The sequence below is a fragment of the Flavobacterium sp. genome (assembly GCF_035299245.1).
Lineage (GTDB): Bacteria > Bacteroidota > Bacteroidia > Flavobacteriales > Flavobacteriaceae > Flavobacterium.
In genome coordinates this window covers 449,165-469,636 of the sequence record NZ_DATGWY010000004.1, presented here as the reverse complement: position 1 = coordinate 469,636, position 20,472 = coordinate 449,165, and the positions used below count along the sequence as shown (strand labels likewise).

Genomic DNA, 20,472 nt, shown 5'->3' with positions numbered 1-20,472 from the left:
AGTATGTTGTTCCCGATGCGCTTCGCTTTCGGGACTAATTCGACTGCATGTTTTTTTATAAAAAACACTGTCTCATTGAGTCTTAATAATTTTAAAGGTTTTTAAAACTTTATTTTGTTCCATCACATTGAGCAAATACACTGCTGATGCGAGATGCTCCATAGCAATTTGGGTTTCAGAAGTAGTAATGGATTGCGATTGAATGAGTCGACCGTTCAAATCAAACAATTCAAAATGAACCTTCTCTAATAAATGGTTTTGAATGTTTAATATAACGAATGATGCTGTCGGATTGGGATACACGCTCATCATCAATTGTATTTCAGGAAATTCATCGGCTCCCAAAGTAAAAATCTCAAAAGGTTGTTGTACTCCTTGGTTGATGGAACCGTTAGTTCCTGTTGCGTTAATATACGCTACTTGTCCGATGGAATAACTTGATGAACCATTACTTCCTGTTGCATCTCCACCCGTAGCAACTGATGCTTGTTGGGCAGAAGCAGAAAATAGTGCAAAGAAAATAGAACAAGAAAGTAGTTGTTTCACTAATTTTTGTGATATTGATTTCATAATTTCAATTTATTTGTTTTCTAATAGTTCCAATCGTTTTAGGATTTCGGCATTGGTGGTTTCCAGCGATTTGATTTTGGCGTTTTGTTCTTTTATCGCTTCGATTAGTAAAGGTGTTATGGCTGAATAATCGACAAAGTATTCACCGCTTTCGTTTTTCTGAATTGCTTCGGGTAAAACTTGCTCTATTTCTTGTGCTAAAACGCCACTTGCTACAACTTGTTTTTGCCCTTTTTCTATTTCTTGTGGCTTCAATTTATACTGATAAGTGTATCCTGAAATTTTTGAAATTTTCGTGGAAGCATCTTCAATTTTAGCGATGTTTTCTTTTTTGTTTTTATCGGATACTTGAAAATACTGACCGTTGGGTGCTATGTAGGCAACTTCGGCTGCATTGTCGTATGGGTTTCCGTTGTTGTCTGTCCATGCATCTTCATCTAAAATCCGCAATTGACGTCCGCCATCACCTGGAGACCAAATGGAAACATTATCACCATCGCCCCTGATTCCTACAGTTTCAGAACTTGCGCTTGCATCTTGTGTTGAGACCATAAAGTAACCGCCACCCGTTCCAAAATTTAAGTTATTGTCTGCTGGGTGATTGTAAAGATTACTATTTTTTACCTGCATTTCTGCACTTGCAATGGTTGTCGATTTCACTCTGAAGTTCCCGTTTATTCGAGCTAAATCGGTGTCAAATTCGCCGTAAATTAAAGGAGATGATGAAAGGCTGTTTTCAATGTATAGTTTGTTTGAACCCAATTCATTATAACCTGCTTGATAACCTAAAGCAACATTGCCCGTTCCAACACTATTAGTGAACATGGAGAACGCTCCCAAAGCGGTATTGTTATTGCCCAAAGTGCTTGAAAGAGCGCCAAATCCGTTGCCCGTATTGAAGTTTCCCGAAACATTGCTATACAGCGCACTACGTCCGGTAGCGGTATTATAATTTCCTGTAGTATTCAGGTACATCGTCTGGTCACCAGTAGCTGTGTTTTGGACGCCGGAAATGTTGTTGTACAACGACTGTTTGCCGACACCTGTATTGTAACTTCCAGTAGAATTTGCGCTTAAGGCTGAATGACCCAAAGCGGTATTGATAAAACCCGTTGTATTACCTTGTAAAGCATTGGTTCCGACTGCCACATTGGCAAATCCTGAGGTGTTTTGCTGCAGGGCATAACTTCCTACAGCCACATTGTTGATACCGTCTTGATTGCTTGTTGGATTGTTACTGTATAATGCCTCATAACCTACTGCCACATTGTTGGTGTCGTATGGTGTTCCACCATTATTAAATGCTTGCGAGGCAAGTGTCCTTGCGCCGATTGCAGTGTTTTTATTTGCCACACTACCAAGAAGCATTGAAGCATTCCCAACAGCGGTATTCTCATTACCTAAAGTATTTCCGTTGAGTGCACGATAACCAAAACCTGAGTTGTTATTTCCTGTAGTAGTATTCAATAATGATTCTGAGCCGTGTGCGTTGTTTTGTGAACCTGTGGTATTATTCAATAATGAAAAAAAACCAAATGCATTGTTGAAGCTTCCGGTCGTATTGGCGTTTAAAGAACGATCACCCACGGCAGAATTTCCACTTCCTGTTGAAATAATCGTCATGGATTGAAACCCTACAGCCGTATTGAAATTCCCAGTACTGGATACTGATGATGATGGCCCACGTAAAGCTTCATATCCAACCGCTATATTATGATTATCAAATGAGGTTGCTGTAACGTTTGAATATGCCATCGCGTTTTTTCCGATGGCAACCGCTTTTGAACCGGCTCTATTGCCAAGCAGTGCATTGGTTCCAAGCGCTACATTGTCGCTTCCTGTATTATTATTGCTCAGCGCCCAATCACCAACTGCTGCATTTTGGTTTCCGGTTGTGTTGCTGGTAAGCGTGTAAAACCCGTATCCAACATTTTCATTCCCTGTAGTGTTATCATAAAGCGAGGCCGATCCGGTGGCAATGTTTCTACTCCCAGTTGTATTGGCGTATAGGGTATTGGATCCGATTGCTGTATTCTGAGATCCATTTGTGTTGGAATAAAGAGAATTAAATCCATTTGCAGTATTCACTGACCCAGTTGTATTGGAATGAAGCGCTGCAAACCCAGTAGCAGTATTGTTAACTCCGTTAGTGTTAAAACGAAGTGCTGTAGCTCCAAAAGCTGTGTTGGAATTTCCTGTTGTATTATTATACAGTGAACGGTATCCTGTTGCGGTATTTGAAAAACCAGTCGTATTAAAATACATCGCATCGAGGCCATTAGCCACATTCTGATAACCCGTTGTGTTGGTATACAGTGAACCTGCACCAGTAGCTGTATTCTCATAACCAGTAGTGTTTGAATACAGTGCCGCTGCACCATTTGCTGTATTGAGTGTTCCTGTTGTATTGCTATACAGTGAAGAAAAACCAGTGGCAACATTAAAACTACCCGTTGTATTCGAATACAGCGCAGAATATCCATTTGCAGTGTTATTATTTCCGGTTGTATTGGCACGAAGTGAATATCCTCCCGTTGCTGTGTTATTGCCACCAGTTACATTGGTATAAAGAGATTGATATCCGTTGGCCGTATTCATACTTCCAGTTGTGTTGAAATGAAGCGACTGATATCCTATTGCTGTACCAAAACTACCGGATGTATTGCCAGTCATCGATTTATTCCCAACCGATGTGTTCTGACTTCCGGAAAGAAGATTGCTTCCCATAGCTAGAGTTCCGAAAGCCGTATTTTCATTACCTAATGAATACACTCCCAATGAATTTTTACCAAATGAAGTATCTGAATTACTAAGTACTCCAGAACGTTGATTGTCCATCCTGAAAAAAACTTCATAATTATTGGTGGTTCCGATAAAATTTATAGCAGGATTAATAGTTGTGTTTCCTGTAATTGACCAACCTTTATCACCATCAATTCCAATCCAACTTACTGTTACATTATCCCAATAATAAAATCCAGGTGACTTTCCCGCAGAAGTTGTGGTTAAAAACACCATCATGCCTTGTTGCGCTGCGGTGGGATTAGTTAATGGAAAGGCATCGATTTTCGGAATTAAGATTCCGTCGGTATTGTTTGGAGTAACCTGATTACTCGACCGAATGTCCAATTGTGCATTGGGAGTTGTGGTGTTGATTCCGACTTGCGAATACCCAAATTGGGCAATCAATACAAGCAGTACCATAAGTGCTAACTTTTTCATTTGTATAAGTTTAAGTAGTTACAATCATTTAAGCTCAACAAAATTGATTCATTATCAGGCTTTAAAAAACCATAAAAGGACGAACGACATTTTAAATACACGAATGGCATTTTGGTGAGAAAAATCGCTATATTTGAACATCAATACTCTTTTATGAAGCCTTTCGATTGTATTATAGTGGATGATGATGAGATGGACCGATTGGTCGTGGTGTCGTATGCAAAGCGATTTTCTACTCTAAGCATTGTTGGCGTTTTTGATTCAGCTGAAAAAGCCTTGGCGTTTCTAGAAGAAAATTCGGTTGATGTAGCCTTTCTGGATATCGAACTTAAAAATGCGTCTGGTTTGGAATTACGAAAAAAAGCGCTATCCATTCCCGTTTGTGTATTCATCACGTCCCATTCTGAAAATGCAGTCGAATCATTTGAATTGCAAACCTTAGATTTTATTGTCAAACCCTTCAAATTTCCTCGATTTGAACAAACCGTAAACCGTATTGAAGAGTTTATGGAAGTTCGTACCAAAGCCAACTTATTTGAGGCAAGCATCGGTGGAGATGTGGTTTATGTGAAAACAGGTCACGATCAAATCAAAGTAAAACTGCACGAGATTTTGTACCTCGAAGCGTTGAAAAACTACACTATTTTGGTGACCGAAAACAAGCGCCACTGCGTTCTTTCTAATTTGGGTGAAATTTTACAAGATGAAAAGTTTGGTTCATTCATTCGTATACATCGAACGTATGCTGTTCAAAAACAATTCATTCAAAAAATAGCCACTCAAGAAGTTGAATTACACAATCAAATTACATTGCCCGTTGGTAGAAGTTTCAAAGAAAACTTGAATTTTATAGTATGAGAAACCGGTTTGTTGTCTTCCTATTTTTTATGAGCTCTTTTTGTTTCAGTCAAAAAGAACCCAATCTTTCTGCCTTTAAAACCCAAAAAGAGAAACTACAAGCTTGGGCTGAATATTGCGATGAATTTCTCGCAGTAGAAAACTATAAACAGTTGAGAATTGTAGGCAAAAAAGGCATACAATTAACGGCAAAAAACGATTATAAAAATTTATCGCTCTTTAACTTCTACGTGGGAGTTTCCTTTGATTTTGGAAGTGAAACCGATAGTCTTTCCTATTACATGGAAAAATCTGAACAGTTGGGTAGAAAAGCCAAAAACACTAAGAGGACTATTGAAGCTTTAAAAATTATGTTGGTGAGCTATAAAAATTATGGATCAACTTTTAAAAGAGAACGTGTTTTAAGGGAGTTGCAAAAAGTAATTGATACTTCAAGAAACGAGTTTGAGAAAAGTAAAATCATAGGTGAAATTTCCGATTATTACATTAATATTGGCCAATATGAAAAAGGGTTACAATTAAAAATCGATGGTTTAAAAGGAAGAAAAAAACACTTGTCAGAAGGCAATTATAACGATACTATCAACTATGGAGTTCAATTGGTAAACATTTCCGAACTCTATGTAACCATGGGAAATCCTCAAAAAGGTTTAGAGTATTTAACGGAGAGCGAACCCTTTTTAGCAAAATACAAAGAAGGTGTGGCTGCAGTTCACAAAGACTTTATTTCCATCTACTTAAAGCAACCTGATCTTCCAAAAGCGGAAGAACGGTACGCTAAATTCAAAGCTTTTTTAAAAACGGTTGACTTGGGTGATTGCTTTGAATATTTCATAGAAAGTAACCTTCTTTTTTCTGATTACTATTTAGAAAAAAACCAAAACGCAAAAGCCCTAGAATACGCTAATTATGCCAATTCTTTAGTGCCAAAATATGCGAGTAATTTTTCAAAAGCTCAGGTAAACCAGATGTTTGGGAAAATTTACTTGCAACAAAAAGACTACTCCAAAGCGTTGCCTTTTTTACAATTAGCCGAACCCATTATTAAAGAAGATTCTCCAGAAGCGAACAGTGCATTACAAAAACTACTTGCCGATACTTATGATGGTCTTGGTAATAAAAATCTTGCTTATCATCATTTAAAAATTTACAACGAACTACAAGAAAAACTATTGGCTGAAAAAGCAAAAAAAAACCTTGCTGAAATGGAGGCCAAGTATCAAAACAATGCAAAAAAGCAAGAAATTCTAAACAAAAACCTTCAAATTGACGCAGCCAATAAACAAAAATACTATTTTGTTGGTGGCCTTTTTCTGTTGACCATTATTGGAGGATTGCTTTTTTATCAGAGTAGAAAACGCAAACAGACCAACCAAAAATTGCAATTATTAAATTCAGAATTGGACGAAGCCAACAAAACCAAAACCCGATTTTTTAGTATTTTGAATCACGATTTACGCGGACCAGTAGCCAACTTGGTATTCTTTTTACAATTGCAGAAAGAAAGTCCAGAACTGCTCGATGAAGAAAGCATCCAACGCATGCAAGACAAAACCATGTCGGGAGCAGAAAACCTTTTGGCATCGATGGAAGACATTTTACAATGGAGTAAAAGTCAGATGGAAAACTTCAAACCACAACCACAACAATTTCAAATCGCTACTCTTTTTGACGACACTAAAAAACACTTTTCGAGTGTGGAAAACATTCAATTTCAGTTTGAAAACCCGAGCAATTTAACATTAGTAACCGACGAAAATTACCTCAAAACCATCGTTCGTAATTTGACTGGAAATGCAATCAAAGCATTGGTCGATGTTCCACATCCGATGATTATTTGGAAAGCATTTCATGAGAATGGAAACACCTTTTTGTCGATTACCGATAATGGAAAAGGTGCTACAGATGAAGAATTCAAAGCCTTGTACGATGAGAAAGAAGTAAGCGGAATCAAATCGGGTTTGGGTTTACACTTGATTCGCGATTTGGCTAAGGCTATTGATTGTCAAATAAAAGTCGATTCTAAACTAAATGAAGGAACGACGATTACTTTGAAGTTGTAATTAATGATTATCTTTTGCTAAAAAAAAGGAACTGTTGCTCTTCTAGCATACTAATTAAACGATCTATTATGAGAAAATTACTTTTAGTATTGGGATTGATTTTTGGGCACCATTCGTTTTCCCAAAAAGACGGACAACCTTTGATTGATTCCTTACTAACTGAATTGGGAAAAACTAAAAAAGATACCGTAAAAGCTTCTCTTTTATATGATATTTCCATCAACTACACCATCATCAATCCGAAAAAAGGATTACAATATGGTCAAGATCTATTAACACTTTCTAAAAAAGTCGAATGGAAAAAAGGAATCACCTTGGGTTACTATACCATTGGCGCCAATTACAGCTCTAATTCTGATTTTGAGAAGGCATTACAATTTTACAACAAGGCATTGAATAGCACTTCGGACAAAAAACTCTTATGTAAAATTTATAAAGAAATGGGTGTTTTGTATACGTATCAAAATGACTATACTAAAGCCTTAGATTACGATTTTAAATCATTAAAACTATACGAATCGTTGGACGATAATAAAGGTGTTGCTGCTGTTCTATCGAACATTGGAATAGTGTATTTCGATTTAAAAAACAACTCCAAAGCGATTGAGTATTACAAAAAAGCATTGGCCATCAACCAAAAAATCAACAATAAGGGAAATATGGCTGTTAATTTGGGCAATATCGGTCATGTTTACAATGAGATGAACAACTACGAAAAAGCAATTGAGAATTATAAAAATGCCGTAAAATACAATGAAGAAATAGGAAATAAATCGAGTGTCGCTTTGTTTGTTGGAGCAATTTCTAATGCCTATTTCAAGAAAAAAGATTACGAAAAAGCCATTTACTATAGTAATCAATCTGCTCTTTTGAGTAATGACTGCGGCGATAAACAAATCATTGCTTTTAATGCAAGTTTATCGGGTGATATTTACCTACAAATTGCAAAATCGAAAAATAATGATGCTGTTTTACTCAACAAAGCAGCATCGAATTTCAAAACCGCCATTGCTATTCACAGTGAAATGGAAAGCTTACGCGAATTGCATTTTGACTATGACCTCCTTTCTCAGACCGAAGAATTACTCGGAAATCACAAACAAGCATTGGATCATTATAAGACTTCAGTGAAGTTTAAAGATTCTGTTTTTAATTCGGACAATCGGGAAACCATCAAAAACATTGAAGACAAAAGAACCATCGATTTACGAAACAAAGAAATTCAGTTAAACAAAATCAAATTAGAAAATAAGGAAAAGCAAAAATGGTTCCTGATTGCAGGTCTGGCTTTCTTGGGAATCATCGGAGGATTGCTTTTTTATCAGAGTAGAAAACGAAAACAAACCAATCAAAAATTACAATTATTAAATTCAGAACTCGACGAAGCCAACAAAGCCAAAACCCGATTTTTTAGTATTTTGAATCACGATTTACGCGGACCTGTAGCCAATTTGGTATTCTTTTTACAATTGCAAAAAGAAAGTCCAGAATTGCTCGACGAAGAAAGCATCCTACGCATGCAAGACAAAACAATGACGGGTGCCGAAAATCTCTTGGCATCAATGGAAGACATTTTACAATGGAGTAAAAGTCAGATGGAAAACTTCAAACCACTACCACAACAATTTCAGATCGCTACTCTTTTTGACGACACTAAAAAACACTTTTCGAGTGTGGAAAACATTCAATTTCAGTTTGAAAACCCGAGCAATTTAACATTAGTAACCGACGAAAATTACCTCAAAACCATCGTTCGAAATTTAACTGGAAATGCAGTGAAAGCTTTAGTCAATGTTCCACATCCGATGATTATTTGGAAAGCATTTCAGGAGAATGGAAACACCTATTTATCAATTACTGATAATGGAAAAGGCGCTACAGATGAAGAATTCAAAGCCTTGTACGACGAGAAAGAAGTAAGCGGAATCAAATCGGGTTTGGGTTTACATTTGATTCGCGATTTGGCTAAGGCGATTGATTGTCAAATAAAAGTCGATACAAAAGTAAATGAAGGAACGACGATTACTTTGAAGTTGTAAAACTACCCCGACCTTCGGTCACCCCTTCAAAGAAGGGGAATTAAAAAGATTCAATCCTTTCTATTGGTTGAAATTGGTTGTAGCAAATGTACATTTTATGGTTTAGTTGTATGCGCTTTTTTATATTCATCAAATTCTTCTTGCGTCATAAAATTGGTTCCTTGACCTAAAACAAAATACCATTTCCCATTATCTTTAATGTACGTTTCGGCTCTGATGACTTTAAAATGTAAATCTCCTTCTGGAGTAGAAAAAACCACATTGGCTACTTTGGTTTTTATAGCGGTTTGTCCGTTAAAAATTCGAACTAATTCGGTACCCGGAACCGATTCAACCGATTTAAACGTCATACCATTTCGAGCAAATTTTTGAAATTCTTCTTCCAGTCCATATGCAATTGAACCGTCGGCTCCAATACTTATCGAATTGTCATTTAAGGACAATGAAGGATCAAAAATATTTGAAATAGAATTGATGAATGCTCGGTCTTCTGGGTAATTCGTTGTATCATATTTACCTGGCGGCGGAACTTGTCCAAATGAGGTTACGGTTTCCAAACTGATGAATACAAAAAATAGTATTTTCAACGCTCTTTTGGTTAATTTCATGATTATTTTTATTTTAGAGTTACTGCTTTAATTTCTCTTCCAAGTCTTTTAATCGTTGCTCCAACGACAGTATTTTGGTGTTCTGATTTTCAATAATTTCTTGTTGTTCTTGAACGGCTTTTACCAACGGAACAACAAAAGAGGCGTATTGAACACTGTACAAATCTTTCTCGTGTTTGGGAGGTTGAACACCATTAAATTGATATCCTAAACGCTGAGCAACAGCTTCTACTTCTTGTGCTATGAATCCGGTTTGTACTGTGTTTTCCAAATCGTATTTCCCTTCCCAATCGCCTACATCAACACCTTTGTAAACAATTTCATTTTGTTTGTGAAGGTCAAAATTGTAGGTTATAGGTCGAAGTTGCGTAATGAATGCCAATCCAGGCACATTATTCTGAACATTTTTCTTGATTCGACCATCGCTGTAATTGAAAAATCCAACTTGACCACCGATCCAATTTACACTGGTATTTCCCACTTCGATGGTATTACTATTCATCCCAACATAACCCGAAACATAGCCAAAAGCTCCAAAATTAGACGGATTGAAACCCGCACTTCCGCCAGCTTGCCTACCGATTATTGTATTGTTGCTTCCTAATGAATTAAATTGTAGAGCAAAAGCACCAACAGCGGTATTTCCGGCTCCAGTTGTGTTGGTTTCCATGCTTCCAGAACCAATCGCTGTATTTCGGTTGGATGTACTTAAAAACAAGCTACTTCTTCCAACTGCAGTATTAAAATCACCCACAGTATTAGCTTGCAAGGCAAAAGTCCCGACCGCAGTATTAGCCGAAGCTAAAGTAGAACTCAGCATTGCTTGATTGCCAACTGCCGTATTATCATTACCCGAAATATTCGAAAAATTGGCTCGATAACCCATTGCCGTATTGCCAATTCCAACCGTATTGTTACGCAACGATTCAACACCAACTGCAGCATTAGCCCAACCATTTATATTGTTGAGCATACTACTAGAACCTAGAGCCACATTCAAAAATCCTGATGTATTGTTTCGTAAGGAAAGTGTTCCCACAGCAGTATTGTCATAACCTGTTGCGTTGTTTTGTGCCGACAAATAACCAACCACAACATTATTATTGGCTGTATTTGTTCCTGCCGACATCGCAAAAGTTCCGATAACCGTATTGGCATTACCCAAAGTATTCGAATACAATGCTGCATCACCCAAAGCAATATTGTAACTGCCATTAGAATTTCCTAATGCATTGGTTCCTATTCCTGTATTATTAACTCCGGTTGTGTTGATTCTCAAGGCATCAAATCCAACTCCAACATTAGAATAACCTGTGGTATTCGAACTCAGCGAACCCGAACCCACAGCCGTATTGTTTGAACCAGTAGTGTTGACCCACATCGATCGCCAACCAATTGCGGTGTTCGAATTGGCTGTGGTATTATTACGCAACGAACTTGTCCCTAAAGATGTATTGTAGCTTCCAGATGAATTCGAAGCTAATGCATACGCACCTATTCCTGTATTTTCCAATCCGACAGTGTTTAATCTCAGCGAATGATGACCTGTGGCTGTGTTGTAATCCCCACTTACGTTAGTTCTCATGGACTCAAAACCAATAGCAGTATTTTCAATTCCGGTGACGTTTCCAAAAAGTGAATAAGTACCAACGGAAGTCGAGTTCGAAATCCCAGAAGAAACAGCCTGTGAATAATAACCAATAGCCACATTAAAATCTCCTGTTCCATTATTGCCCAAGCTAGCGTTTCCGACCGAAACATTTCTACTTCCTGACGTATTCGAAAAAAGGCTCGACAAACCTACTGCCGTGTTTTCGATTCCGGTGGTGTTGAAACTAAGTGATGCTCCACCAATTGCGGTATTGTAGTTTCCGGTGGTATTGGTATTCATACTTTGAACACCCATGGCGGTATTATAAATTCCGGTACTATTTGTGGTTAAAGCATCCCTTCCCACAGCTGTATTGTAATTTCCAGAAGTATTTGAAAGCAAGGAACCTCTTCCAATAGCCGTATTGGAAATTCCTGTTGTATTTTCGCGTAGGGCTTCCAAACCAAAGGCACTATTAGATGTACCGATTGTATTATTTAACAACGCTCCATTTCCGAAAGCTGAATTGCGGAAACCACTCGTATTCGCCCCCAAAGTACCTACACCAAAAGCGGTATTAGAAAAACCAGTATTGACGCCACTATTTAGGGTACTAAAGCCAAAAGCAGTGTTGGAACTGTTGAGTATTCCCGACTCAATATTATTTCTTTTAAAAAGTACATCCACATCATCTGAAGTTCCAAAAAAATGAGTGGCTGGATTGGTTCCGGCGTTTCCATTCACCGACCACGCTTTGGTATCTTTGGTAATCGGAATCCAAGTTACAGTTGCGTCATCCCAATAGTAAAATCCGGGTTCGTTAACACCCGATGTTGTGGTCAAATAGACTAACATTCCTTGTTGTGCTGCTGTTGGATTGGTCAGTGGAAAATCGTCTACTTTCGGAATCAAAAGTCCGTCTGTATTACTTGGCGCCGCTTGATTACTCGAACGAATATCCAATTGTGCTTCGGGCGAAGTCGTGTTGATTCCGACTTGCGAAAAGCAATTCATTCCAACTATTCCGAAAATTATAATGAGATAACGTTTCATTTTTTTGAGGTAAAATTCCAAAAACAAAGTATTTGAAATTGAAAATATAGACGAATGAGGCAATTAATAGACGAATACGCTATTTTTTTCTATATTTGAATGAGATGAAAAAATTCAATTGCATCATTGTAGACGACGACGAAGTGGCACGACTCAAAGTAGTTTCGATTGCCCGAAAGTTTTCTGTTTTCAATATTATTGGACATTATTCATCGCCCGTCGCCGCTTTCTCGGTTTCGGAAAAAGAGCCGATTGATGTACTTTTTTTAGATATCGATATGCCTGCATTAAGCGGATTGCAACTTCGGAAGAAATTAATGGACATTCCAGTTTGCGTTTTTATCACTTCGCATCCCGAACATGCCGCCGAAAGTTTCGAATTGGAAACCCTAGATTTTATTGTAAAACCCTTGCGTGAAGAGCGTTTCGCACAAACGGTCGCTCGCATTGAAGAATTTATGGAAGTCAAGCACAAAGCCGATTTGTACGAAGCGAGTTTTGGCGACGATTTTATCTACATCAAAGACGGTTATGAAAAAGTCAAGGTCAAATTACACGACATTTGGTATGTGGAAGCCTTGAAAGATTATTGCATTTTGGTCACAGCACATAAGCGGTATTGTGTGTTTTCGGGTATAGGAAATTTATTGAAAGAAGATCATTTTAAATCGTTTGTTCGCATCCACCGAAGTTATGCTGTGCAAAAACAATTTGTGGAGAAAGTAGGTACGCAAACGGTAACTCTAATCAATGAAATCAGTTTACCAATCGGAAATAGTTTTAAAGAAAATGCCCTTGAGAAACTATGAGAAAGCTAATTTTACTTCCGTTTTTGTTTTTTTCTATGTTGATTTTGGGTCAAACAAACTCCAAAAAAGACAGTCTTGAAATCAAAAAAATGATTGATGCTGCGGAGAAAATTTCGGTTTCTAGCAGTGCTGAAGGAGTTTTAATTTGCAACGAAGCATTACAATTGGCTAAAGCAAAAAAGTATTTCAAATTAGACAATTACGCTTATAATGTTTTAGGGCGAATTTACTCTGCCAACGGAAAAGTGGACGAAAGTAAAAAGTACTTTGATAAAGCAATTTCGTTATCCAAAAAGTACAATGACAAAGCGATGTTGTGCTCGACGTATTGTGATTTGGGTTCGCTTTTGGTCTTTGAAAGCAAGCATTTGGAAGCCATACATTATTTTACCGAAAGTTTGAAAATTGCCGAAGAAATCAAGTTGGACGAGTTGGCTTTTTACAATTTGTATTATATTTCCGATTTGTACATTGAAGAAAAAAACCTCGAAAAATCGTTTGAATATTCGTTCAAAGCGTTGGCTATTTTAAAAAACAAAAACGACCGATTCGATTACCATCGCGGCGCCATTTACGATCAGATTGGAAAAACCTATAATCTTCAAAAAGATTATACAAAAGCAAAGCAAAATCTCGAAAAATCATTGTTGTATTACAAAAAAATAAAAGACGATTTTGGGATTGCCAATTCAACTTACGATTTGTACAAAAACGAATACGATTTAAATAAAAATGCTTCGGTAGACGAATTAATTTCAAAAATTGTAGAAGCCCATTCGCTCTTCAATTCAACCGCACCCGAATCGAGAAACAACATCAATTGTTTGAATTTTTTGGCCGAATTGTACCTTAAAAAAGGAGATTTTACCAAAGCATTGAACTATGCCAATCAATCGAAAACATTGTGTAAGCAAACCAATTTTATTACGGCTTTGATCGAGAGTAATCGGTTGCTTTCAGCGGTTCATTCGAAATTGGGTGATTACAAAAAAGCCTACGAACATCAATTGCAATTCAACCAACTTAACGATTCATTATTTTCTCAAGAGCACAAAAACGAACTGGCCAAATTGGAGAGTAAAAAAGACATCATTATTCGCGACAAGCAACTCAAAATCAATGCGATTGAACTGAAATCAAACGAACGCCAAAAATGGTTTTTGATTTGCGGTTTGGTGCTTTTGGGAGTTATTGGAGGATTGTTGTTGTATCAGAATCGAAGTCGAAAAAGAAACAACGAATTGTTGCAAAACCTCAACACTGAATTGGACGAAGCAAACAAAGCCAAAACCCGATTTTTTAGTATTTTGAATCATGATTTACGCAGTCCCGTTTCGAATTTAATTGATTTTTTACATCTGCAAAAAGACAGTCCCGATTTGTTGGACGAGGAAACTAAAAGTCGGATTGAACAAACTACGTTATCCTCGGCCGAGAACTTACTGACTTCGATGGAAGACATTTTACAATGGAGCAAAAGTCAGATGGAAAATTTCAAACCGCAACCAAAATCGTTTGCCATCGAACAACTTTTTGAGGATACAAAAAAGCATTTTTCAAGTGTAGAAAACATTCAGTTTCAATTTGAAAACTCTACTAATTTATCAATAGTAACCGACGAAAACTACCTCAAAACCATCGTTCGGAATTTGACTGGAAATGCAATCAAAGCATTGGCCGATGTTCATAATCCTGCGATCAGTTGGAAAGCATTTCAGGAGAATGGAAGCACCTATTTATCCATTACTGATAATGGAAAAGGTGCCACAGATGAAGAATTCAAAGCTCTATACGATGAGAAAGAAGTAAGCGGAATCAAATCGGGATTGGGATTGCACTTGATTCGCGATTTGGCTAAGGCAATTGATTGTAAAATCGAAGTTGCGTCAATTCTGAATCAAGGAACCGTAATTACGCTTTTATTTCAGCAATAATTCTTCCATTTTTTTTAGACGTTCTTCTAACAAATTCACTTTCTCCTGCAGTTGAAGATTATGCGCTTTTTCTTGTTCGATTTGGATTTGTTGTTCTTGCGTGGCTTTAATCAAAACCGGAATAATTCCGACATAATCTACTGCTTTAGTTTGCATGGCATCTGAACCCGTGCTGACCAATTCTGGTAAGATTTGTTCAACTTCTTGAGCCAATAATCCGAGTCGGGTTGCATTAGATTCGTCTGAAATGAAATTATACTGAACGGCATTCAATTGCTTAATTTGTTGCAAACCATAGTTTAGCGGTTTGATGTTTTCTTTCAGCCTTTTATCGCTCACGTTAAAAAAATTATCAGCGTAAATATCGTTTATAGCGACAGCTGCTGTTCCCATATTGTAGGCAAGATTAACTGTTGGAAATACATTTCCCGCTAACAGTAAATCACCATTTCCGATTCGAACATCGCCATTAAAATACCCAGCATAACTTCCTGCTTTTGTAACATTTGAAAAAATACCATACTGCGTTCCTCCTGCTGCTGCAGAAATGTTGATGTAATTCCCAAACTTACCGCCAGTTCCTACGGCTGTTGCGCTTATATCAGTAAAAGTACCGTACATTGCGCCGTTACCAGAAACATCGATATCACTTCTAAAGCCATACAAATTTGCCCCAGAGGTTCCTGTAAATGAATTATTTACACCATAACGAACTCCAGTTGATGTGTTGTTAATCAGATTATAAACACCATATTGATTTCCAGAACCTGCTCCGGTTAATTCGTTGCTAACACCATAATGATCTCCGCTTCCTGCACCCGACATCCTATTATTGGTACCTACGTGTTCTCCAAAACCAGAATTGGAAATCCTGTTATCAGTACCATACTGAAATCCGGTGCCTACTCCAGAAACCTGATTGTAAAGTGCTGTATGAGCGCCGCCTCCTGTTCCGGCCATGGCCACATACTGGCCAAAATGGGCATTGTTTCCTGAATTGCCAACATATATATTTTCACCGTATTGAACGCCAGAACCAGCACCAAGTAATGTAATATTGCTGCCATAATGAACACCTGAACCTGTTCCTGTCAATTGTATCAAATCTCCGAAGTGAATATCATTACCCGAATTATCAATATAGGAATAATTCCCTATTTGTTGACCACTGCCTGAGCCTGTCAAATAAGAGTAGGTTCCATAATGAATACCCGAACCGGTTCCTCCTAATTCATTATAAACACCATAATGTAATCCTGTACCCGGACTACTGTTGGACAAAAAGCTGCCGTATTGCACACCGTTTCCATTTACTGAATTGCGAATATCGGTGTAAGAACCCGCTAAAATTCCGTTGCCGCCTTCAAAATAACTATTATAGGCACAGATTTGATTTCCGTTTCCAGGAGATCCCGAAAATTCTGTCCAAGATCCGGTCAGGTTTCCTGTACCAGAACTGAGTTGGGTAAACATACCCGTATGATAACCGCTTCCGGTTCCTGACATTAAATTTTGGACACCGATGTGGTTGCCATTTCCTATGTTGCTGATTATGTTGTCCGTCCCATATTGCAGGCCATTTCCCGGACCCGATAATTCGCTGTAAACGCCATAATGGGTTCCGTTTCCGGTGTTTTCAATATTTGTATAGTATCCGAATTGATTGCCCGTTCCGGCACCATTCATGACGTTGACCGAGCCATAATGGATTCCGGCACCAGCGCCCGAAAGCTCATTGCGGACACCATAATGGTTTTCATCTGCCGAATTGGTAATTAAATTGTACACGGCGTATTGCCTTCCAGTTCCAATACCACTCAAATCATTATAAGTACCATAATGAAAACCAGTTCCCGAATTGGAAACCTGATTTCTAACTCCAAATTGGTTTCCCGTTCCTATTCCACCTATTTCATTATCCAAACCAAAATGAGTGCCTGTTCCTGCTCCGCTAACTCTGCTTCTAACACCAAATTGTGCGCCATTTCCACCTCCAAAAAGCTCATTAAAAGTTCCAAAAATCTGCCCATCGGAAACACCTGAAAACTGATTTAGAGTACCATATTTATCGCCTATACCCGTTCCATTTAAAATATTTTGAACACCCAGATTGGCTCCGTCTCCTGAAGTGGAAACAACATTATATACTGCTCTTTGAATGCCAGTAGCGGCTCCTGTTAAATCATTTCTAATCCCAAAATGACTTCCTGTACCCGTATTGCTTACGGAATTATAAACCCCATACTGTGGCCCAGTCCCGGTTCCGGCCACAACGTTATAGCCACCGATATGAAAACCGGTTCCGGTTCCATTTTGGGTAGTAATTATACTCATGCAGTCGTCATTGGAAGTTCCCATAACCGTACTGTTAATTCCGACTTTATTAATGCCATTTGTGTTGTTATTGAGCATCACTGAAACTATTCCTGTGTCAAAATTGGTTGTTTGTACATCCAAAGGATAATTGGCTGTGGTTTTTCCAATAGCAACATTTCCCATATGAAACATATCGTCGGTGATGGCATTAGGCGAAGTTGTCGTTCCTTCTTCATGCCAATCACTATCGCCATTTGCAGTTGATGAAATTCCGATCCAGGTTAGTGTAGGAAAATCCCAGTAGTAAAACCCCGGAAGATTTGCGCCTGAAGTGGTTGTTAAATACACCATCATTCCTTGTTGTGCTGCAGTTGGATTTGCTGCGGGAAATGCATCCAACTTCGGAATTAAAAGTCCGTCGGTATTGCTCGGCGTTGCTTGATTACTCGACCGAATATCCAATTGGGCATTCGGAGTCGTGGTATTGATTCCGACCTGAGCATAACTTTGAAAGAAGCAAAAAATAAATCCTAAGTAAGTAATAATTGTTTTCATCATTTCCATTTTTATCATCCACAAATTTGAAAATTTAAAAAGCTAGGAAATAAAAATTTATACAAACGACATTTATATTATACCAACGACAACTTCTTATCGTATAATTTATTATTTTTGATTGCAAACACATTCGCTATGAATCAGTTGAAATGCATTATTGTAGACGATGAACAAGTGGATCGCTTAATGGTCGTTTCGTTTGCCAAACGTTTCCCAAGGCTTTCCATCGTTGGAATCTTTGCATCATCTCAAGAGGCGTTAACAACTCTCGAAAAAGAAAAAATCGACATTGTTTTTTTAGACATTGATATGCCCGGCATCAATGGAATTGAATTTAGAAAAAAAGCATTGGAAGTTCCGGTTTGTGTTTTTATCTCAGGTCATTCTGAATACGCAGCAGAAAGTTTTGATTTGGAAGCGCTTGATTTTATTGTGAAACCCTTACGTTTTGAGCGTTTTGAACGCACCATGCAACGGATTGAGCATTATTTTGAGATCCAAGAAAAAGCGCAGTTGTTTGAACTAAGTTTTGGAGACAATTCGATTTACATTAAAGAAGGAAACGAAAAGCACAAACTGAATATGTTTGACATCTTGTATTTGGAGGCTTTAAAAGACTACACTCTATTAGTTACGGCTCAAAAAAAACATTGTATTTGGTCTAATTTAGGGTCGCTTTTAAAACAAGAGTCGTTTCAATTTTTTGTTCGAATTCACAAAAGTTATGCAGTTCAAAAGCAATTTGTAACCAAAAGTTCTGCTACTGAACTTGTACTCATCAATGATACTGTGATTCCGATAGGTCGAAATTTTAAAGAGAATGTAAAAATGCTATTATGAGGTTATTTCTTTCCATAGCGCTACTCCTTTTTTCTGCTAAAGTTGCAGCTCAAAAGCAACGAACTATTGACTCGCTTTTGGTTGAAATAAAAAAAACTAAAATCGACACGGTAATTGTAAAAAACCTCAACCAGATTGCCATTGCTTATCTAAAAGTCGATTCAATCAAAGGATTTCACTACAGTCGCAAAGCGCTTCAAATGTCAAAAAAAATAAATTGGAAAGAAGGAATTGCAATTTCCAATTATTGTATCGGTTCTCACTATGGTGAAAATTTGGTGTTCAAAAAAGCGTTTTACCATTATAATCAAGCCGTTCTCAACACTAAAGACAAGCGTTTATTGAGTAAAATATATTCTGGTTTTGGGCAAAGTTATTTAGTGCAAAGTAATTACACCAAGTCATTAGAGTATTTCCACAAGTCGTTAAAACTGTGCGAAACAACTAAAAACAGAAAAGGTGAAATAATGGCTCTGACGTACATAGGCAGTTTATATTCAGGACTTAGAGAAGATGAAAAAGCGCTTTCCTATTATTTAAGAGGTTTGGATTTGAGCAAAAAAAGCAATGACGATTCCTATTTATACGGCCTTTACAGAGGAATTGCGGTGGTGTATTCTGATCGAGCAGAATATGAAAAGTCGCTGAAAAATTTTGAATTAGCCTATACACTCAGTACAAAAAAACAAGATGTTCGATCGCAAGCCAATATATTATCGGACATTGCTTTGGTTTATTTGAATATGGAGAACTACGAACAAGCGATTGCCTTCAGTAAAAAATCATTGAAGCTCAATCAAAAAGTTGCCATAAAAAAACTTGATATTGCCTTTAATTATGGTGTCATTGGAGATTCATTTATTGATTGGGCAAAAAAGGAGAACAATAATAAAACACTTCTTGACAGTGCAGTTACCAATCTAAATAAAGCAATAGAACTTCACAAAGAAATTGAGAGTTTACGCAGTCTTTACGATGATTATACGAGTTTGACATTGGCACAGCGACTTCAAGGCAATTACAAATCGGCTTTAGAATCGTATGAAAAGGCAATTACGTACAGAGATTCCATTTACAATTCAGACAATAAAGAAACCATACAAAACCTTGAGGATAAACGCGAAATTGAATTGCGCGATAAAGAAATTAAAATCAACAATTTGAAATTAGAAGCCAAAGAAAAACAAAAATGGTACTTTATTTTTGGTTTGGGATTGTTGGGAATTATCGGAGGATTGCTTTTGTATCAGAATCAAAACCGCAAAAAAACAAATGAAAAGTTACAGCTTTTGAACACCCATTTGGATCAAAAAAATCATGATTTGGATGAAGCCAACAAAACCAATGCGCGCTTTTTTGGAATTTTGAACCATGATTTGAGAAGTCCGGTGTACAACCTGATTCATTTTTTACACCTTCAAAAAGAAAATCCGGAGTTGTTGGATGAAGAAACTAAAAACTCCATTCAAGCGGAAACCATGACTTCGGCTGAAAACCTATTGCAATCAATGGAAGATTTGTTGTTGTGGAGCAAAAGTCAGATGGAAAACTTCCAACCCCAACCAAAATCAGTTTCGATTGAGCAACTTTTTGAGGATACTCGAAAGCACTTTTCGGGTGTAGCAAACGTACAATTTCAATTTGAAAACAAGAGTAATGTATCGTTGACAACCGACGAAAATTACTTAAAAACCATCATTCGAAACTTGACTGGAAATGCTATTAAAGCATTGGTTGACGTTCAACATCCAATCATCATTTGGAAGGCTTCCCAAGATAATGGAACCACTATTTTATCGATTACCGACAATGGAAAAGGTGCTACAAAAGAACAATTCAAAGCGTTGTACGACGACAAGGAAGTTGTGGGCATCAAAACCGGTTTGGGTTTACACTTGATACGCGATTTGGCTAAAGCAATTGGTTGCAAAGTTACCGTCGATTCTCAGTTGAATGAAGGCACAACCATAACCTTGCGCCTTGACTTTATAAAAAACGAATAGGCCAATAA

At 37.5% G+C, this 20,472-nt stretch carries 12 protein-coding genes; 7 read left to right on the top strand and 5 right to left on the bottom strand.

The annotated features are described in order from the left end of the window. Nucleotides 1-72 precede the first annotated feature (72 nt). Entirely contained in the window at nucleotides 73-570 is a 498-nt protein-coding gene (locus tag VK161_RS03640; protein ID WP_324213398.1) for a T9SS type A sorting domain-containing protein, read from the bottom strand. A 9-nt stretch (nucleotides 571-579) separates the two neighbouring features. Continuing rightward, complete coding sequence (locus tag VK161_RS03635; RefSeq protein ID WP_324213397.1) at nucleotides 580-3,792, bottom strand: tail fiber domain-containing protein; 3,213 nt, start codon at nucleotides 3,790-3,792, stop codon at nucleotides 580-582. A 153-nt stretch (nucleotides 3,793-3,945) separates the two neighbouring features. On the opposite strand from VK161_RS03635, the gene VK161_RS03630 reads away from it, so the two are divergent. From VK161_RS03630 to VK161_RS03620, 3 genes are all read left to right on the top strand, one after another. Continuing rightward, the gene (locus tag VK161_RS03630) at nucleotides 3,946-4,650 is read left to right on the top strand and encodes a LytTR family DNA-binding domain-containing protein (RefSeq protein WP_324213396.1); all 705 of its coding nucleotides are present in this window, start codon (nucleotides 3,946-3,948) and stop codon (nucleotides 4,648-4,650) included. Continuing rightward, entirely contained in the window at nucleotides 4,647-6,713 is a 2,067-nt protein-coding gene (locus tag VK161_RS03625; protein ID WP_324213395.1) for a tetratricopeptide repeat-containing sensor histidine kinase, read from the top strand. The genes VK161_RS03630 and VK161_RS03625 overlap by 4 nt, the downstream gene beginning before the upstream one ends. Nucleotides 6,714-6,781: 68 nt before the next feature. Continuing rightward, complete coding sequence (locus VK161_RS03620) at nucleotides 6,782-8,752, top strand: tetratricopeptide repeat protein (protein ID WP_324213394.1); 1,971 nt, start codon at nucleotides 6,782-6,784, stop codon at nucleotides 8,750-8,752. A 95-nt stretch (nucleotides 8,753-8,847) separates the two neighbouring features. Here VK161_RS03620 and VK161_RS03615 read toward each other — a convergent pair whose 3' ends face one another. Further along, entirely contained in the window at nucleotides 8,848-9,360 is a 513-nt protein-coding gene (locus tag VK161_RS03615) for a hypothetical protein (RefSeq protein WP_324213393.1), read from the bottom strand. A 19-nt stretch (nucleotides 9,361-9,379) separates the two neighbouring features. Next, complete coding sequence (locus tag VK161_RS03610) at nucleotides 9,380-12,004, bottom strand: tail fiber domain-containing protein (protein ID WP_324213392.1); 2,625 nt, start codon at nucleotides 12,002-12,004, stop codon at nucleotides 9,380-9,382. Nucleotides 12,005-12,108: 104 nt separating this feature from the next. Here VK161_RS03610 and VK161_RS03605 point away from each other — a divergent pair, with 104 nt between their 5' ends. Then, complete coding sequence (locus VK161_RS03605; protein WP_324213391.1) at nucleotides 12,109-12,813, top strand: LytTR family DNA-binding domain-containing protein; 705 nt, start codon at nucleotides 12,109-12,111, stop codon at nucleotides 12,811-12,813. After that, nucleotides 12,810-14,747: a tetratricopeptide repeat-containing sensor histidine kinase gene (locus tag VK161_RS03600; RefSeq protein WP_324213390.1), complete on the top strand. Its 1,938-nt coding sequence runs from the start codon at nucleotides 12,810-12,812 to the stop codon at nucleotides 14,745-14,747. Before VK161_RS03605 ends, VK161_RS03600 begins: the two co-directional genes overlap by 4 nt. Here VK161_RS03600 and VK161_RS03595 read toward each other — a convergent pair. After that, nucleotides 14,733-17,621 carry a tail fiber domain-containing protein gene (locus tag VK161_RS03595; RefSeq protein WP_324213389.1) on the bottom strand — a complete coding sequence of 963 codons (2,889 nt, stop codon included), beginning with the start codon at nucleotides 17,619-17,621 and terminating at the stop codon, nucleotides 14,733-14,735. The two genes, VK161_RS03600 and VK161_RS03595, sit on opposite strands and share 15 nt — an antisense overlap. Before the next feature lie 135 nt (nucleotides 17,622-17,756). Here VK161_RS03595 and VK161_RS03590 point away from each other — a divergent pair, with 135 nt between their 5' ends. Next, entirely contained in the window at nucleotides 17,757-18,461 is a 705-nt protein-coding gene (locus tag VK161_RS03590; RefSeq protein WP_324213388.1) for a LytTR family DNA-binding domain-containing protein, read from the top strand. Further along, entirely contained in the window at nucleotides 18,458-20,464 is a 2,007-nt protein-coding gene (locus tag VK161_RS03585; protein WP_324213387.1) for a tetratricopeptide repeat-containing sensor histidine kinase, read from the top strand. The genes VK161_RS03590 and VK161_RS03585 overlap by 4 nt, the downstream gene beginning before the upstream one ends. The last annotated feature ends 8 nt before the right edge of the window (nucleotides 20,465-20,472 follow it).

Excerpts from the sequence above, each read along its gene's own strand:
- VK161_RS03640 (WP_324213398.1), bottom strand. The coding sequence starts at position 570 with ATGAAATCAATATCACAAAAATTAGTGAAACAACTACTTTCTTGTTCT.
- VK161_RS03635 (WP_324213397.1), bottom strand. The coding sequence starts at position 3,792 with ATGAAAAAGTTAGCACTTATGGTACTGCTTGTATTGATTGCCCAATTT.
- VK161_RS03630 (WP_324213396.1), top strand. The coding sequence starts at position 3,946 with ATGAAGCCTTTCGATTGTATTATAGTGGATGATGATGAGATGGACCGA.
- VK161_RS03625 (WP_324213395.1), top strand. The coding sequence starts at position 4,647 with ATGAGAAACCGGTTTGTTGTCTTCCTATTTTTTATGAGCTCTTTTTGT.
- VK161_RS03620 (WP_324213394.1), top strand. The coding sequence starts at position 6,782 with ATGAGAAAATTACTTTTAGTATTGGGATTGATTTTTGGGCACCATTCG.
- VK161_RS03615 (WP_324213393.1), bottom strand. The coding sequence starts at position 9,360 with ATGAAATTAACCAAAAGAGCGTTGAAAATACTATTTTTTGTATTCATC.
- VK161_RS03610 (WP_324213392.1), bottom strand. The coding sequence starts at position 12,004 with ATGAAACGTTATCTCATTATAATTTTCGGAATAGTTGGAATGAATTGC.
- VK161_RS03605 (WP_324213391.1), top strand. The coding sequence starts at position 12,109 with ATGAAAAAATTCAATTGCATCATTGTAGACGACGACGAAGTGGCACGA.
- VK161_RS03600 (WP_324213390.1), top strand. The coding sequence starts at position 12,810 with ATGAGAAAGCTAATTTTACTTCCGTTTTTGTTTTTTTCTATGTTGATT.
- VK161_RS03595 (WP_324213389.1), bottom strand. The coding sequence starts at position 17,621 with ATGATGAAAACAATTATTACTTACTTAGGATTTATTTTTTGCTTCTTT.
- VK161_RS03590 (WP_324213388.1), top strand. The coding sequence starts at position 17,757 with ATGAATCAGTTGAAATGCATTATTGTAGACGATGAACAAGTGGATCGC.
- VK161_RS03585 (WP_324213387.1), top strand. The coding sequence starts at position 18,458 with ATGAGGTTATTTCTTTCCATAGCGCTACTCCTTTTTTCTGCTAAAGTT.